15 protein-coding genes are annotated in these 15676 nt (G+C 62.2%); 7 read left to right on the forward strand and 8 right to left on the reverse strand.

Annotated features, from left to right (window positions below; genetic code table 11):
- The first annotated feature begins 47 nt into the window (after positions 1-47).
- The gene (gene pqqA / locus BTHE68_RS17950) at positions 48-122 is read left to right on the forward strand and encodes a pyrroloquinoline quinone precursor peptide PqqA (RefSeq protein ID WP_008353049.1); all 75 of its coding nucleotides are present in this window, start codon (positions 48-50) and stop codon (positions 120-122) included.
- Between the two features lie 78 nt (positions 123-200).
- Here pqqA and BTHE68_RS17955 read toward each other — a convergent pair whose 3' ends face one another.
- From BTHE68_RS17955 to ehuR, 8 genes are all read right to left on the reverse strand, one after another.
- Entirely contained in the window at positions 201-1619 is a 1419-nt protein-coding gene (locus BTHE68_RS17955; RefSeq protein WP_162067637.1) for an aspartate aminotransferase family protein, read from the reverse strand.
- Between the two features lie 46 nt (positions 1620-1665).
- Complete coding sequence (locus tag BTHE68_RS17960) at positions 1666-3144, reverse strand: NAD-dependent succinate-semialdehyde dehydrogenase (RefSeq protein ID WP_162067638.1); 1479 nt, start codon at positions 3142-3144, stop codon at positions 1666-1668.
- An 820-nt stretch (positions 3145-3964) separates the two neighbouring features.
- Positions 3965-4441, reverse strand: coding sequence for an Lrp/AsnC family transcriptional regulator (locus BTHE68_RS17965; protein WP_174258068.1), 477 nt, complete (start codon positions 4439-4441; stop codon positions 3965-3967).
- A gap of 1 nt (position 4442) precedes the next feature.
- Positions 4443-5465, reverse strand: a complete 1023-nt coding sequence (gene doeB, locus BTHE68_RS17970) for a N(2)-acetyl-L-2,4-diaminobutanoate deacetylase DoeB (RefSeq protein WP_162067639.1) — start codon at positions 5463-5465, stop codon at positions 4443-4445.
- A 4-nt stretch (positions 5466-5469) separates the two neighbouring features.
- Complete coding sequence (gene doeA, locus BTHE68_RS17975; RefSeq protein ID WP_162067640.1) at positions 5470-6687, reverse strand: ectoine hydrolase DoeA; 1218 nt, start codon at positions 6685-6687, stop codon at positions 5470-5472.
- An 11-nt stretch (positions 6688-6698) separates the two neighbouring features.
- Positions 6699-7703: a cyclodeaminase gene (locus tag BTHE68_RS17980; protein ID WP_162067641.1), complete on the reverse strand. Its 1005-nt coding sequence runs from the start codon at positions 7701-7703 to the stop codon at positions 6699-6701.
- 4 nt (positions 7704-7707) lie between these two features.
- Positions 7708-8673 (reverse strand): hydroxyectoine utilization dehydratase EutB, encoded by a 966-nt coding sequence (gene eutB / locus BTHE68_RS17985; protein ID WP_162067642.1) that lies wholly within the window; start codon positions 8671-8673, stop codon positions 7708-7710.
- Positions 8674-8755: 82 nt separating this feature from the next.
- Positions 8756-10153 (reverse strand): MocR-like ectoine utilization transcription factor EhuR, encoded by a 1398-nt coding sequence (ehuR, locus tag BTHE68_RS17990; RefSeq protein WP_162067643.1) that lies wholly within the window; start codon positions 10151-10153, stop codon positions 8756-8758.
- A 237-nt stretch (positions 10154-10390) separates the two neighbouring features.
- On the opposite strand from ehuR, the gene ehuB reads away from it, so the two are divergent.
- From ehuB to BTHE68_RS18020, 6 genes are all read left to right on the forward strand, one after another.
- Complete coding sequence (gene ehuB, locus BTHE68_RS17995; RefSeq protein WP_162067644.1) at positions 10391-11245, forward strand: ectoine/hydroxyectoine ABC transporter substrate-binding protein EhuB; 855 nt, start codon at positions 10391-10393, stop codon at positions 11243-11245.
- Between the two features lie 53 nt (positions 11246-11298).
- Positions 11299-11991, forward strand: a complete 693-nt coding sequence (gene ehuC, locus BTHE68_RS18000) for an ectoine/hydroxyectoine ABC transporter permease subunit EhuC (protein WP_174258069.1) — start codon at positions 11299-11301, stop codon at positions 11989-11991.
- Positions 11988-12656: an ectoine/hydroxyectoine ABC transporter permease subunit EhuD gene (gene ehuD, locus BTHE68_RS18005; protein ID WP_162067645.1), complete on the forward strand. Its 669-nt coding sequence runs from the start codon at positions 11988-11990 to the stop codon at positions 12654-12656. Before ehuC ends, ehuD begins: the two co-directional genes overlap by 4 nt.
- Before the next feature lie 73 nt (positions 12657-12729).
- The gene (gene ehuA, locus BTHE68_RS18010) at positions 12730-13554 is read left to right on the forward strand and encodes an ectoine/hydroxyectoine ABC transporter ATP-binding protein EhuA (protein WP_162067646.1); all 825 of its coding nucleotides are present in this window, start codon (positions 12730-12732) and stop codon (positions 13552-13554) included.
- A gap of 73 nt (positions 13555-13627) precedes the next feature.
- The gene (locus BTHE68_RS18015; RefSeq protein ID WP_162067647.1) at positions 13628-15190 is read left to right on the forward strand and encodes an FAD-dependent oxidoreductase; all 1563 of its coding nucleotides are present in this window, start codon (positions 13628-13630) and stop codon (positions 15188-15190) included.
- Between the two features lie 10 nt (positions 15191-15200).
- The gene (locus BTHE68_RS18020) at positions 15201-15575 is read left to right on the forward strand and encodes a DUF3175 domain-containing protein (RefSeq protein ID WP_162067648.1); all 375 of its coding nucleotides are present in this window, start codon (positions 15201-15203) and stop codon (positions 15573-15575) included.
- Positions 15576-15676: the final 101 nt, after the last annotated feature.

Genomic DNA, 15676 nt, shown 5'->3' on the forward strand with positions numbered 1-15676 from the left:
CGCAATGGTCCGACATCCGTCTGGCCAATCATGCACAAGGAGGCTCTATGAAGTGGGAAACCCCGAGTTTCACCGACATGCGCTTCGGATTTGAAATTACGATGTATATCGCGACGCGTTAATCGGGCATGAATGACGAAACGGCCACGTTAAGTGGCCGTTTTGCTTTTTGGCCCCGTGGCGCGGGCCTATTTGAAAGCTCAGATCGCCTGCGTCGCGAGCGCCGAACCGATGACTTCGTTCGCGACCGCATCAACGGCCTGCTTGACGATACCGACGATCTCATCCACTTCAGCGCGCGTCGTGACGAGCGGAGGCGCAAAGCCGAGAATATCGCCATGCGGCATCGCACGCGCGATCACGCCGCGCTCGAGGGCTGCCGCCGAGACTTTCGGCCCAACCTTCAGTGCCGCATCGAACGGCTTGCGCGCGTCCTTGTCGGCCATGAATTCGAGCGCCGCCAGCATGCCCGCACCGCGCACTTCGCCGACGAGCGGATGCGCGTCGAACGCCGTATGCAATTGCTGCTGCAAGTACGCGCCGACATCGGCGGCATTTTGCGTGAGGTTCTCGCGCTCCAGGATATCGAGATTGGCGATTGCCGCGGCCGCGCAAATCGGATGTCCCGAATACGTCCAGCCGTGACCCATCGGGCCGAATTCCTGCGAGCCTTTCTCGATCACGTCCCACACCTTCTCGCCGACGATCACGCCCGACAGCGGCGTATATGCGCTCGTCAAACCCTTCGCCACCGTTATGAGATCCGGCTTGATGCCGAAGTGCTGCGCGCCCATCTTCGAGCCGAGACGGCCGAAGCCGCACACGACTTCATCGGAGATCAAAAGGATATCGTGCTTCCTGAGCACGTCCTGGATCGCTTCCCAGTAGCCTTGCGGCGGCGCGATGATACCGCCCGTGCCCATCACCGGTTCGGCGATGAATGCGGCGATGGTATCGGCGCCTTCCTTTGCGATCAGCTTTTCGAGTTCGTCAACGCAATACGCGGTGAATTGCGCTTCGCTCATGCCGGCGGGCGCCTTGCGATACCAGTGCGGACAAACGGTGTGCTTCACGCGATCGATCGGCAGATCGAAGTTTTGATGAAAGCTCGGCAGGCCGGTCAGGCTACCGGTCACGATGCCCGATCCGTGATAGCCGCGTTCGCGCGAAATGATCTTCTTCTTGTTCGGGCGGCCCAGCACGTTGTTGTAATACCAGACGATCTTGATCTGCGTTTCGTTCGCATCCGATCCCGACATGCCGTAGTACACCTTCTTCATGCCTTCGGGCGACCAGTCGATGATGCGCGACGACAACTCGATGATCGTATCCGTCGAGTGTCCGACATAGGTGTGGTAATACGCGAGCTTTTTCGCTTGCTCGTAGATCGCATCGGCCACTTCGGTGCGACCATAACCGATGTTCACGCAATAAAGACCCGCGAATGCATCGATATAACTTTTTCCCTGATGATCCTGAATGCGGATGCCCTTCGCGCCCGTGACGATCTTGCCGGGCAGCGCGCCGCTCGCGTGATCGTGCGCGTGCGTGGACGGGTGCATGAAGTGCGCGCGGTCTTCGGCGAAGAGTTGTTCGAGCGATTGATTCTGCTGGGTCATGTGCTTCTCCTTGAATTCCTGATGCATCTCTTTGAGGATAGTTCGTTCAGGCTGCGCTCGTGAGCGGCAGGCCCAGATTGCCGAGGCAAAAGTATTTCGTTTCGACGAAAGGCTCGAAGCCTTCCGCGCCGCCTTCGCGGCCGAGACCCGACGCTTTCATGCCGCCGAATGGAATCGGCGCGCCGGTGAATTTCACGCCATTGACCGACACCATCGCGAAATCGAGTCGACGCACGAGCTGAAAGATCGTGTCGATGCGCGTCGCGCAGACGTAGGCGGCGAGGCCGTATTCCGTGTCGTTGGCGCGCGCGACGGCTTCGTCGAGCGTATCGAACGGCGAAATCGCGGAGATCGGCGCGAAGTTCTCTTCGTCATAGACGCGCATGCCGGGTTTGGCATCGGCCACGACGGTCGGTTCATAAAACCAGCCGCCGAGCGCATGTGCGTTGCCGCCGACGGTGATGCGCGCACCCTGCGCTCTCGCGTCCTCAATGCGTACGACGGTTGCGTCGAAGGCGGCCTGATGCATGAGCGGGCCGATATCGACATTCGACTCGAATGCATTGCCCACGTTCAGCGCTTTCACGGCTTCCGTATAGCGTTCGACGAATTGCTCATAGAGCGGACGCGCGACCAGAATGCGGTTCGCGGCGCAGCAATCCTGTCCGGACGTCTGAAACTTCGCACCTACTGCGATGCGCACGGCTTGTTCCAGGTCAGCGTCTTCCGTCACGATGAACGGCGCATTGCCGCCTAATTCCAGTGCAAGCTTCTTGATGCCCGATTGCGCGGCCGCTTTCGCAACCAGACTGCCGACACGCGTCGATCCCGTGAAGCTGACGGCGCGCACGCGCGTATCGCTGACGAGCGTTTCCATCGCCATCTGCGGCTCGCCGATCACGACGTTGAATACGCCTGGCGGGAAGCCGGCTTCTTCCGCGAGTTGTGCGAGTGCGATCGCCGAGAAAGGCGTTTCATGCGCGGGTTTCACGACGACCGTGCAGCCTGCGGCGATCGCGGCGGCGGCTTTACGCGTGATCATCGCGACGGGGAAATTCCACGGCGTGATCAGTGCAGCGACGCCGACCGGCTCCATCACGGTGCCGAGATGCGCGCCATCGATATGAGTGGGAATCGTGCGGCCCGTGAGGCGCTTTGCTTCGTTCGCGAACCATTCGATGAAACTCGCGGCATAGGCGATCTCGCCTTTGGATTCGGCGAGTGGCTTTCCCTGTTCCAGCGACAGGATGCCCGCGAGGTCCGATTGATGACGCATGATCAGTTCATGCCAGCGCAACAGCAGTGCGCCGCGTTTTTGCTGCGGCATCCAGCGCCAGGACTGGAATGCGCGATCGGCAGCGTCGATCGAACCGACGATTTGCGACTTGTCGAGCATGGGTACGTGACCGATCACCTTTTGATCCGCAGGATTCGTCACGGCGATCGATGCAGCGTCGCTGCTGTGGACCCAGCGGCCGTCGATATAGCACAGCGATTTGAATAGAACGGGATGGCCTAGCAGCATGGGAGTCTCCTTTCGCATGTGGACTTTGCCCTCGCGGGCGTGCGATTTAACGTTTGATCCGATGCGTTCTACTTTACGGTTCTTATCGTTCTCGTTGTTTTCGTTATCGCGTTGCGGGGTTGGTGTTTTTTCTGTTTCTTGGGCGTTGGTTTGGGTGTTTTTTTTGGGCTTCTATGGAAGCCTGATTTCGCGTCGGTCTATTAGCGTTGCCCCTGTGCGGGGCGGCACCTACTTTCTTTGCTGCTGCAAAGAAAGTAGGCAAAGAAAGCAGCTCGAGACGCCCGCGGTCATACGCAATTTGGCCACTATTCTCGTTGCTCGTGGGCTCTGTAGCGAGTGCCCTCGTAGGCCTGACCGGGCTTGGACCGCGCACGGTCTGACAAGCCATAACTTCCATCACGCTGGTTCAGCACGAAAGAGTTCCGGCACAGCGCTACGCGCTGCCGTGGGGTATGCAAGGGAAACCAACGAGAAAGTAGAAACGCAGAAGCACGCGCAAACCGGATGTACCCATCGGCCGCGAAGCGGGCCGGAGCCATTTCGTGCTGAACCAGTGTGTTATGTGGTGCGATGCGGCAGACCGTGCGCGGTCCAAGCCCGAGGTGACCTTTGAGGGCACTCGCTACTGAGCCCACGAACGACGAGAAGAATGCCCAAATTGCGTATGACCGCGGGCGTCTCGAGCTGCTTTCTTTGGTTACTTTCTTTGCAGCAGCAAAGAAAGTGACTGCCGCCCCGCACAGGGGCAACGCTAATAGACCGACGCGAATACGGGATCCGGCGACAACCCAAACCCCCAAAACCAAACCCCAAACCCCCATCAAACCTCAACCCACTCCGGCGCCCCATCCCCCAAATCCTTGACGACCTTGGTAACGATATACGTAAAGTACCTCTCGATCCCAAGCTCCTCGACGAGCAGAGAATCAATGAACCGCTGATAGTGATCGATATCCCTGGCCACGACATGCAGCACATAATCCACGCCACCCCCGGTGGCAAAACACTGCACGATCTCCGAAGCCCCCGCAACGCGCTCTTCGAAACGCCGCATATCCGCCGCCGTATGACGCGATAGCGTCACTTCGACGACAATACGGCTCCCCTTGAATGCCGCCGTCCAATCCACATCGGCGCGATAGCCGCGAATAACCCCGCTGTCCTCGAGCTTCTTCACCCGCTCCCAGGCCGGCGAGATCGACAGATTGACCTCCTCCGCGAGTCGCGATTTCGTAATGCGGCCATCCCGCGCAAGGATGCGCAGGATGCCCAGATCGTAGCGGTCGAGCTTGATCAAGTTACACGCTCACAGCAATGTTGCGTTCAACGATATCCGCGACTACCGCCACGGTATCGCCCGTCTGCACGAGGCCCGGAAAATGCCGCGCCGCCAGCAGCCCATCCCGCTTCGCGCGATATTCGACCGGCGCCGCGCCCGTGCGCGTGATGTCATAGACGCGCGCAAGCACATCACCTGCTTTCACCCTATCCCCGAGATCGCGGCACATTTCAAGCAGCCCGCCATGCTCGCTCGTCGTGTAACAGGAACCATCAGGCATATCCAGCAAGGTCGTCGTGCGCGCTTCCTCACGCGCGACCTCTTTCTCGATGATGCCCGCATACGCGAGAAAGCCATAGACGCCGCGCTCCGCGATCGCCACGCTCCTGGCCGTCGAGGAACCGCCGCCGCCCAGTTCCGTCGATACGAATACCTTGCCCGCTTCCTCAGCGGCGCTGTCGTAAAGACCGATGCTGTCGAGTTCGAGCATCCGCATCGAATACGGCGCGCCGAACGCGCGCATCGCCGCCTCGCAACGCGCTTGCTGTGTCGCGTCGTTCAGCACGTGAATCGCCGCAAACGGCAGGAAGTCGAGCGTGCGGCCGCCCGCATGGATATCGAGCACATAATCGGCGAGCGGCAACAGATGACGCTGAAAATAATCCGCGATCTTCTCCGTCACCGTGCCGTCCGGCTTGCCGGGAAAGCTGCGATTCAGGTTGCCCGCATCGATCGGCGACGTGCGCGCGCCCGCTCGGAACGCCGGGTAGTTCATGTACGGCACGATGATCACGCGGCCGTTCACGTCGCTTGCCTCGAGTGTCGATGCGAGCTTCGCCAGCGCGATCGGCCCTTCGTATTCGTCGCCGTGATTGCCGCCCGTAAGCAGCGCGGTCGGACCGTCGCCGCGCTTGATCACGGTGACCGGGATCATCACGGCGCCCCACGCGGAATCGTTGCGCGAGTACGGCAGCTTCAGGAAGCCGTGCTGAACGCCCTCGGCATCGAAGTCGACTGTCGGGCTGATCGGTGACGCGCGCATCGTGTTACTCCTTCACGAACAATTTTCGAGGCGTGTTGCAGAAGGTCTCGACGCCGGTCTCCGTAATCAGGATGCTCTCCGTGATTTCGAGGCCCCAGTCGTCGAGCCACAGCCCCGGCATGAAGTGAAACGTCATGCCAGGTTCGAGGACGGTCTTGTCCCCGGGACGCAGGCTCATCGTGCGCTCGCCCCAGTCCGGCGGATAGCTCGCACCGATCGGATAACCACAGCGGCTGTCCTTCTCGATGCCGAATTTGCGCAACACCGCGAAGAACGCATTGGCGATGTCCTCGGTCTTGTTGCCCGGCTTCGCAACCGCGAGGCCCGCCTCGATGCCCTCGACAACTGCCTTCTCGCCTTCGATGAAATGCTGCGGCGGCTTGCCCAGATACACGGTGCGCGACAGCGGACAGTGATAGCGCCTGAAGCAGCCCGCAATCTCGAAGAACGTGCCGGCGTTCGCGGTGAACGCCGAATCGTCCCACGTAAGATGCGGCGCGGCGGCGTCGGCGCCGGTCGGCAGCAGCGGCACGATCGCCGGATAGTCGCCGCCATAACCTTCGACGCCCGTGATGCCGGCTTCATAGATCTGCGCGACGAGATCGCTCTTCTTCATGCCCGGCTCGACCGTGTCGAGAATGCGCGCATGCATCTTCTCGACGATGCGCGCCGCGACGCGCATGTACTCGATCTCGCGCGGCGACTTCACCGCACGCTGCCAGTTGACGAGCGCGGTCGCATCGACGAACTTCGCGTGGGGCAGATGCTGCGTCAGCGACGCATACGCCTTCGCGCTGAAGTAGTAGTTGTCCATCTCCACGCCGATGCGCTTGCCGTCCCATCCACGAGCGGCGATGACCTCGGCCGACAGGTAATCCATCGGATGGCGAACCTGCGACTGCACATAATGATCAGGATAGCCGATGATATTGTCGTGTGACATGAACACCGTGCGCTTCGCGCCATTCGCGTCCTGGCCGCGGCCGTACCAGACCGGCTCGCCGTCCATCGCGAGCAATACGCATTGATGCACATAGAACGACCAGCCGTCGTAACCTGTGAGCCACGCCATGTTGGTCGGGTCGGTCACGATCATCAGATCGATGCCCGCCTTCTCCATCGCGCGCCGTGTCTTCGCGATGCGCGCGTCGTACTCGCTGCGCTCGAACGGCAGGCGCACCACGGGCGCCCGGCCTTTCTTCTCTTGCATGATTTCGGACATCGTCCCCTCTATCAAGCGGTCACATCGTTGTGGAAAATGGTTCCTGCCTGGCTCCCGCGCGCGCGCTGAATCGCAAGCGTTGCAATCGCGGTGTCCTGCGCGCCCGTGCCGGTCAGATCGCACACGGTTATTTCGTCGTCGTCCACGCGGCCCGTTGTCTTGCCTGCGATCACTTCGCCCAATTCGGCGAACGACGCATCGGCATCGATCACACCGGCTTCGATCGCGTGATGCAGTTCGCCCAGCACGCGCACTTGCTGCACGCGGTCGCATACGTAGCGCGCTTTCGCGAAGACATCTGGCGCGATTTCGTTCTTGTGCTCGGCATCCGAGCCCATCGCCGTGATATGCAGGCCGGGATGCAGATCGCGCGCGTGGATCAGAGGCTCGCGGCTCGGCGTCGTGGTGATGGCGATGTCGGCGTTTCTGAGCGCCTGATTGACGCTGTCCGCGACATCGCACGGCAGGTCTTCGCAGTCACGCGCGAAGCGATGCGCGCTGGCCGAATCGCGCGCCCATACGGTCACGTGATCGATATCGCGCACGAGGCGCAATGCCTTCAATTGCAGGCGCGCCTGCTCGCCCGCGCCGATGATCGCGACACGCTTCGCATCCTTGCGAGCGAGCCAGCGCGCAGCAACCGCGCCGGCCGCCGCAGTACGCACCGCGGTCAGATAACCGTTGTCGAGCAACACGGCTTCGGTCAGGCCGGTATGCGCCGACAGCACCAGCATCAGCCCGTTCAGACTCGGCAGCCCGAGCGACGGATTGTTGAAGAAGCCCGGACTCACCTTGATCGCAAAGCTCGGAAAACGCGGCAAATACGCGGTTTTCACGTCGACTTCGCCCGCGTGCTCGGGAATGTCGAGACGCAGGATCGGCGGCATCGCGACGGCTTCGGTCGCAAGCGATCTGAACGCGGCTTCGACTTGCTCGATCGCGTCGAGGTCGAGCGGCACGAGCTTGCGCAATTGCGCCTGCCCGAGCAACACGGTGGATGTATCGATGTTGGACATATGTTCAGGCCGCTCCGATAAGGCGGCGATGCGTTTCGATATCGATGTTGCTGCCGCTCACCACGACGACGACCGGCCCGTCTTGCAGCTTGATCGCGCCATCGAGCAGCGCCGCGATGCCGACCGCAGCCGCGCCTTCGACGACGAGCCGTTCCTCGCGGTACGCATGCACGATGCCGCGCGCGATCGACACTTCATCGAGCAGCACGATGTCGTCGATGAGATCGCGCGTCATGGCGAAGGTATGCCGGTTGTCGAGGCCGATGCCGCCGCCGAGCGAATCGGCCAGCGTATTCAGTTCATCGACGAACACGGGCTTGCCCGCCGCGAGACTCGCATGCATGGCCGCGCCACGTTCCATCGACACGCCGATCATCTTGACGTCGGCACGAATGTTTTTTGCCGCGAACGCGACGCCACTGAACAAGCCGCCGCCCGACAATGGCACGACGATGCTCGCCGCATCGGGCAACGCTTCGAGAATTTCGAGGCCGATGGTGGCCTGTCCCGCGATCACGCGTTCATCGTCGAAAGGCGGCACGAATGCGTAGCCTTCCTCGCGCACGAGACGTTGCGCTTCGACCTGCGCATCGTCCTGACTCTTGCCCGCAATGACGACACGCGCGCCGAGCTCGGCGACGGCATCGACCTTGTTCTGCGGCACCAGCGAAGACATGCACACCGCCGCTTCGATGCCGAGCGAGCGCGCCGCGTGGGCAACCGCGCGGCCATGATTGCCCGTCGATGCCGTCACCACGCGCTTGCAGCCTTCTTCCGCAAGTTGCGCGAGCGCATTGGTCGCGCCGCGCAGCTTGAAGCTGCCCGTGGGTTGAAGCGGTTCGAGCTTCAGATGAACCGGCACGCCCGCGATGCGCGAGAGCGCAGCCGACTGAACCAGCGGCGTGACGAGCGCGCGGCCTTCGATGCGCTGGCGGGCGCGGTAGACATCGGCGAGCGTAAGTGCGGACATGTCGGGCTGAATTGCGTGTTCAAGTGAACGATGCAACTCAGTCTAATGTCCTAAAAAATCGTTTTCGATTGTCCTAGTTCATTTAGTTGAAGTCGTGCACGTGCGGGTACTGGCCGAAGACTTCGCGCATCGTTTCCACCGCGCTGCGAAACGTGCCTTCACCGACTTCCGCGCCCACGCAGAGCCGCACCGCGTTGGGCCGGTCCGCGCCGCGCACGAGAAACGGATCGGGCGACGTCACCGCGATATTGCGATTGCGCAATTCACGCGTGATGCGTTCCGCTTCCCATTCGTCGGGTACGCGCAACCACACGGACAGCGCGTTCGGATGACTGCCCAGCACGTATTCGCCGAGCACTTCACGCACGACGCCCTGGCGCGCCGCGAGCCGCTCGCGCTGAATCTGCACGAGGCGTTGCGCCGTGCCGTCCATGATCCAGCGCGAGGTGACTTCCGCGATCGGCGAGGTCGCCATCCAGCAGCTCACGCGCAGCACGCTTTCCGCACGCAGCGCGAGACGCCGCGGCACCGTCATGAACCCCGTGCGCAAACCGCTCAGTACCGACTTCGTCATGCTCGTGCAATAGAACGCAAGCTCGGGAATCAGGCTCGCGATAGGCGTCTGCGTCTTCGCGGGCAGCGCGCCGTAGACATCGTCCTCGATCACATACACGCCATAGCGCTCCGCAATGCGCGCAATCGCGCGGCGGCGCGAATCGGGCATCATCGCGACGGTCGGATTGTTGAGCGTCGGCGTGCAGACGAGCGCGCTTACCCGTTCGCTGTCGCAGACTTCCTCGAAGTGCTCGGGGCGAATGCCGTGCTCGTCGATTTCCAGACCTTTGAGCGTAAACCCCAGCACGTTGGCCGATCCGATCACGCCGTGATCCGTGAGGCTTTCGCACAGCACCGTATCGCCCGGACCGACGATCGACGCCAACGCAAGAAAGATGCTGTGCGCGACGCCATTGGTGACGAGCAGCGTCTCCACTTTCGCGGGCATGTTGAGCGATGCGAGCCATTCGACGCCCGCCTGACGATGACTGTCGAAGCCCGCAATCGGCCGGAATGCGCGAATCCACGGCTGATCCTCGATGGTCGAGAGTGTCGCGCAGACCTTGCGCCACATCGCGTCGTGCTCGGGCGTATGAACGATGCGCGCAATCGAAAAATCGACCACGGAACGCTCGGCCGTGTCGAGCATGTAATGGGACATCGTCTCGGTCACGCGCGCGGAGACGAAGCTGCCGCGCCCCACTTCGCAGCGGATCAGCCCTTGCCTTTCCAGTTCCTTGTACGCGTTGGTGACGGTCTGCACGCTGATCGCCAGATCGGCCGCGACTTCGCGTTGCGGCGGCAGACGTTCGCCCGATGCGAGCGCGCCGCTTTCGATATCGGCGGCCATCGCCTTGACCAGCCGCTTGTACTTGGACTGCACGCCCTGCACCGTTCGCACGGCGTCGCGCCATCTTTCGTTCACGTCCTGCTCCTCGCTTGCCTGATTCCATGCGCAATAGTGGCGCAAAAGCGCACGCGAAAATAATTGTCCTAGAGCAATCGGAACAAATATATGGCTTTGTATTCTCCGGTCGTGGCTGTGTTGCGAGATGCGTCAAACCCCTGAGGAGTAAGGGTTTTCTCTGTCTCTCGCGCGTATCCCGGCCATTGGATTGCCCTCACTCGACCACGCTTGAAGAACCATCAATACGGGAACGATATGAACACGAAGCGACTGTCTGGCATGCTGGCAGCGGCGTGCGTCGCGGCGGCGGCCCTCGCCGCCCATGCCACGAGCGCAAGCGCGGAAACCACGTTGCAGCGCATCCAGCGCACCGGCGAGGTGCGTATCGGCTATGCGAACGAAACGCCTTTTGCCTACACGACGCCCGATGGCACCGTGACCGGCGAATCGCCCGAGATCGCGAAGAAGGTGTTCGCCAAGCTGGGCGTGAAGAAAGTCGACGCGGTGCTGACCGAATGGGGCGCACTGATTCCCGGCTTGAAAGCCGGCCGCTTCGACGTGATCGCGGCGGGCATGTACATCACGCCCGAGCGTTGCAAGCAGGTCGCGTTCGCCGATCCGCAATACCAGATCCCCGATACGCTGCTGACGATGAAAGGCAATCCCAAGAATCTGCACAGCTATGCCGATGTCGCCAAGCAACCGGACACGAAACTTGCTGTGATGGCAGGGACGGCCGAGCTGGGTTATGCGCGCCAGGCGGGCATTAAGGATGACCAGATCCTGCAGGTTCCGGACACCACCGCGCAATTGCAGGCCGTGCGCGCGCGCCGCGCCGATGCGGCCGTGGGCACCGCGCTGACGATGAAGGGTCTCGCAACGAAGGGCGGCCCGCAGGTTGAAGCGATTAGCCAGTTCAACGACGATCCGAAGCACACCGGCTACGGCGCGCTTGCGTTCCGTCCTGAAGACACCGACCTGCGCGATGCCGTGAACAAGGAACTGCATCAGTGGCTCGGCACCGACGATCACCTGAAGACGGTCGGGCCCTTCGGCTTCGACAAGTCCAACGTGACGACGAAGAAAGCGCCGGAACTGTGCGCCGGCTGAACGTCGCTTTTTTCCAGTGACGCACCGCGTCCAACTATCAGCGAGGACCCGTCATGAGTGACCTCAATGAGCTTCTGCCCTTGATGATGAAGGGCGCGCTCGTCACGATCCAGATCGCCGTCATCGGCATCCTGCTCGCGATCGTCATGGCGAGTGTCGCGACGGCGTTGCGCGCCGCGCCCTATCGCGCCGTGCGCTGGGCCGGCAACGTATATGTCGAAGTCTTTCGCGGCACCTCGCTGCTGGTGCAGTTGTTCTGGCTGTTCTTCGTATTGCCGCTGCCGCCCTTCAACGTGCAGTTGACGCCGTTCACGGTCGCCATCGTCGGGCTGGGGCTGCACTATGGCGCGTATGGCTCGGAGATTCTGCGCGGCGCGCTGCGCTCAGTGCCGGGCGGACAATACGAAGCGGCGCTCGCGCTGAACATGCCGGCGGCGGCGCGGCTGCGCCGCGTGGTGCTGCCGCAGGCGATGATCAACGCGCTGCCGCCCGCGACCAACCTGATGATCGAACTGCTCAAGGGCACTTCGCTCGTCTCGCTGATCACGCTTTCGGACCTTACTTTCCGCGCACGCCAGCTCGACGAAGCGACCTTCAAGACGGCGGAGGTATTCGGTCTCACACTGCTCATCTACTTCGTGCTCGCGCAGGTGATCGTCGCCGTGATGCGCGTGTTCGAGCGGCGCGTAAGCAGTCACGTCGCCATTCGTCGCAACAGCCGCGCCGTTCCGAGGGCTGCATCATGAATTCGCTCGGTCAACTCTTCGATGTGAAATATGCGCTGCATATCCTGCCCGAGCTCGCGCGCGCGGCGACGTACACGATCGGCATCACGCTCGTCGGCTTCGCGATCGCACTCGTGCTCGGCCTCGTGCTCGCAATCATGCGGCGCAGCGAGTTCGCCCCGCTCGCGAAGACGACTGCGCTCTTCATCGAGTTCATCCGCAGCACGCCGCTCCTGATTCAGGTGTACGTGCTCTTCTATGTCGCGCCGCTCTACGGCTTCACGATGTCCGCGCTCACCGCGGGCACGCTCGGCATCGCGGTGCACTATGCGTGCTATGTGTCCGAGGTGTATCGCGCGGGTCTGAACGGCGTCGCGCGCGGGCAATGGGAAGCGTCGTGCGCGCTGTCGCTCTCGCCGTGGCGCACCTATACCGGCGTGGTTCTGCCGCAGGCGATTCGCCCGGTGATTCCCGCGCTCGGCAACTATCTCGTCGCAATGTTCAAGGACACACCGGTGCTGTCCGCGATCACCGTTGTCGAACTGATGCAGCAGGCGAAGAACATCGGCTCCGAGACTTTCCGCTATCTCGAACCGATCACGATGACGGGCATCTTCTTTCTCATCATCAGCGTGACGTTTGCCTCGGGCGTGCGTCATCTCGAACGGCGCGTGAGGCTGCCATGATGGCTCGCCCTCGCGTATCGACCACTCCGACCCCGCTGGACGGCGCACGGTAATGCAACTCCAGGAGCAGCAGATGAAACGAGATCTCGACCCGGCGCTTGGCGCGGCGGCACAGCAGAACGCGAACACGCCGATCGTGCGCTTTCGCAACGTCACCAAACGCTATGGCCCGCTCACCGTGCTCGACGGCCTCGATCTCGATGTCGCGCGCAACGAGAAGGTGGCGATCATCGGGCCGAGCGGCTCGGGCAAATCCACCCTTTTGCGCGTGCTGATGACGCTCGATCCACTGACCGATGGCGTCATCGAAGTGGACGGCGAACCGCTCACGCACGAGATGCGCGGCGGCAAGCTCGTGCCCGCATCGCCGCGACATGTGCGTCAGGTGCGCAGCAAGATCGGCATGGTGTTTCAGAGCTTCAATCTGTTTCCGCACATGACCGCGCTCGCGAACACCATCGAAGCGCCGATGAGCGTGCTCGGGCTGTCGAAGAAGGAAGCGAACGAGCGCGCGCGCGAACTGTTGTCGCTGGTGGGCCTTGCCGAAAAGTGCAATCACTATCCGTCGCAGTTGTCGGGCGGACAGCAGCAGCGTGTCGCGATAGCACGCGCGCTCGCGATGCGCCCGAAGATCATGCTGTTCGACGAAGTGACCTCCGCGCTCGATCCCGAACTGTGCGGCGAAGTGCTCAACGTCATTCGCCGTCTCGGCGAGGAGCATGACCTGACGATGCTGATGGTCACGCACCAGATGGGTTTCGCGAAAGAGTTCGCCGATCGCGTGTGTTTCTTCTCGCAAGGCAAGATCATCGAGCAGGCGCCGCCGCAGCAGTTCTTCTCCGCGCCGCAGCATGAGCGCACGCGCCAGTTCCTGCGCGCGGTGACCGAAGCGCTTTGATCAAGCGGGGTGTCGCGGTCCGATTATTGCTTCGCGCTCTCCGTATGGCCTATGCGTAAGCCAGGAGAGTGCGATGTCCCCCACCCTGCATAAAGTCGCGCGCTTCGCGGATTTGCCCGCCGAGCGCGGCACACGCGTGAGCGTCAAGAGCGACGATAAAGACGCGAAGGAAATCCCCATCCTGCTCGTGCGCGACGGCGATGCCGTGCGCGCCTACACGGCCGAATGTCCACACGCGGGCGGCCCGCTCGATGAAGGCGCGATCTGCAATGGACGCATCGTGTGTCCGTGGCACAAGGGCACGTTCGAGGTCCGCGACGGCAGCCTCGTCGAACCGCCGCCGCTGAAAGCGCTGACGCGTTATGAAGCGACGATCAGGGACGGCGACGTGTATGTGTCCGCACAGCCTGTCGACAGTGGCGAGATACGTAACGAGCCACGCAACGCGAATCGGACCATGCTCATCGTCGGCGCGGGCGCAGCAGGCGCGGCCGCATGCTCTGCCCTGCGCGAGGCCGGCTTCGACGGACGCATCGTGCTCGCGGGCGACGATGCGCGCGAGCCATACGATCGCACGTCGCTCAGCAAGTTCACGCTCGCGGGCGACATGCCGCCCGACGACGTCCCGCCCCTGCTCGATGGCGATTTCTTCGCGATACACGGCATCGAGCGCATCGAAGCGCAGGCCGTGAAGCTCGATGCGAATGCGAAGCGCGCCGAACTCGCCGACGGTCAGGCTATCGATTACGAAGCCGCGCTCGTCTGTACGGGCGGCGTTCCGAAGCCGCTCGATATTCCCGGCGCGAAGCTGAAACACGTTCATCTGCTGCGCACGCGTGACGATGCGCGAGCGATTCTCGAATCGCTCGAGGGATGCAGGCGCGCGGTCATCGTCGGCGCAAGCTTCATCGGGCTCGAAGCGGCTTCTTGTCTGCGGAAACGCAAGATCGAGGTAAGCGTCGTTGCGCCTGGCAAGGTGCCGTTCGCGAAGCAGTTCGGCGAGCGCATCGGCGAGATGTTCAGGAAACTGCATGAGACGAACGGCGTGACGTTTCATATGAATGCGCGCGTTGCCGCATTCGGCGGTGGCGATACGGTGACGGAAGTGATCCTCGATTCGGGCGAAAAGATCGCGGCGGATGTCGTGATCGCGGGCACGGGCGTCGTGCCCGCTACATCGTTTCTATCGGGCGTCACGCTCGCGGACGACGGCGGTGTCGACGTCGATGCCACCATGCTCGTCGCGCCCGCGCTCTATGCAGCCGGCGATATTGCGCGCTTTCCCTTGCCGCGTTCGGATCAGAGCGTGCGCATAGAGCACTGGCGCGTCGCGCAGCAGCACGCGCGCGTGGCCGCGTGCAACATGGCGGGCAGCGCGCGCGAGTATGGCGGCGTGCCTTATTTCTGGACTTATCACTACGAGAAGACGTTCGATTATCTCGGGCATGTCAGCGAGCCGGACGCGATCGAAATAGATGGCGATCTGGAGGCGCAGCATTTCATCGCGTATCTGATGAAGCATGGACACGTGGGGGCGATCGTCGCATGCGAGCACGACGCCGCCGTGTGCCGTCTTGCCGAAGCGATGCGCGAGCCGCTCACGCTCGACGAAGCGCGGCGCATCGTGAACGCCTGAGCGAGCCGGCATGGCGACGACCCGCAAGACCGCATCGAAGAAAAGCGGCAAGCGTCCGAGCACGCGGCAAAGACACTCGCTTGCGAGCGCCCGCAAGAAGCCGACGCGATCGACGCACCGCTGGTCTCATCACGTGATGGAAACCAGCGACGCAATGGATATCCAGCGTGACATCTTCAAGACGGGCAACGCACAGGAAATCGCCGACTCGCTGAAGCGCTCGTCCACACGCAGCACGCGCCGCAAGGGCTCGCCGTTTCAATCGGCGATGTCGATGCTCAATTTCTATATCAATCGCGCGGGGCGCAATCTGCCGAAATCGCGCAAGAGCACGCTGGAACGCGCGAAGAAGCGGCTGCGCGAGGCGTTCGGACGCAAGCCTTGAAAGGCCATCGTGTGTGAAAAAACTGCCAGAGCCATGCAAGCCTTGCAAGCTTTCAAGGAACGTCGTTTGCTCTGCAGTGATGCGATGCAATCCCACACCGT

Source organism: Burkholderia sp. THE68 (assembly GCF_009938265.1).
Taxonomy (GTDB): Bacteria; Pseudomonadota; Gammaproteobacteria; order Burkholderiales; family Burkholderiaceae; genus Caballeronia.

Excerpts from the sequence above, each read along its gene's own strand:
- BTHE68_RS17955 (WP_162067637.1), bottom strand. The coding sequence starts at position 1,619 with ATGACCCAGCAGAATCAATCGCTCGAACAACTCTTCGCCGAAGACCGC.
- BTHE68_RS17960 (WP_162067638.1), bottom strand. The coding sequence starts at position 3,144 with ATGCTGCTAGGCCATCCCGTTCTATTCAAATCGCTGTGCTATATCGAC.
- doeB (WP_162067639.1), bottom strand. The coding sequence starts at position 5,465 with ATGCGCGCGTCACCGATCAGCCCGACAGTCGACTTCGATGCCGAGGGC.
- doeA (WP_162067640.1), bottom strand. The coding sequence starts at position 6,687 with ATGTCCGAAATCATGCAAGAGAAGAAAGGCCGGGCGCCCGTGGTGCGC.
- BTHE68_RS17980 (WP_162067641.1), bottom strand. The coding sequence starts at position 7,703 with ATGTCCAACATCGATACATCCACCGTGTTGCTCGGGCAGGCGCAATTG.
- eutB (WP_162067642.1), bottom strand. The coding sequence starts at position 8,673 with ATGTCCGCACTTACGCTCGCCGATGTCTACCGCGCCCGCCAGCGCATC.
- ehuB (WP_162067644.1), top strand. The coding sequence starts at position 10,391 with ATGAACACGAAGCGACTGTCTGGCATGCTGGCAGCGGCGTGCGTCGCG.
- ehuC (WP_174258069.1), top strand. The coding sequence starts at position 11,299 with ATGAGTGACCTCAATGAGCTTCTGCCCTTGATGATGAAGGGCGCGCTC.
- ehuD (WP_162067645.1), top strand. The coding sequence starts at position 11,988 with ATGAATTCGCTCGGTCAACTCTTCGATGTGAAATATGCGCTGCATATC.
- ehuA (WP_162067646.1), top strand. The coding sequence starts at position 12,730 with ATGAAACGAGATCTCGACCCGGCGCTTGGCGCGGCGGCACAGCAGAAC.
- BTHE68_RS18015 (WP_162067647.1), top strand. The coding sequence starts at position 13,628 with ATGTCCCCCACCCTGCATAAAGTCGCGCGCTTCGCGGATTTGCCCGCC.
- BTHE68_RS18020 (WP_162067648.1), top strand. The coding sequence starts at position 15,201 with ATGGCGACGACCCGCAAGACCGCATCGAAGAAAAGCGGCAAGCGTCCG.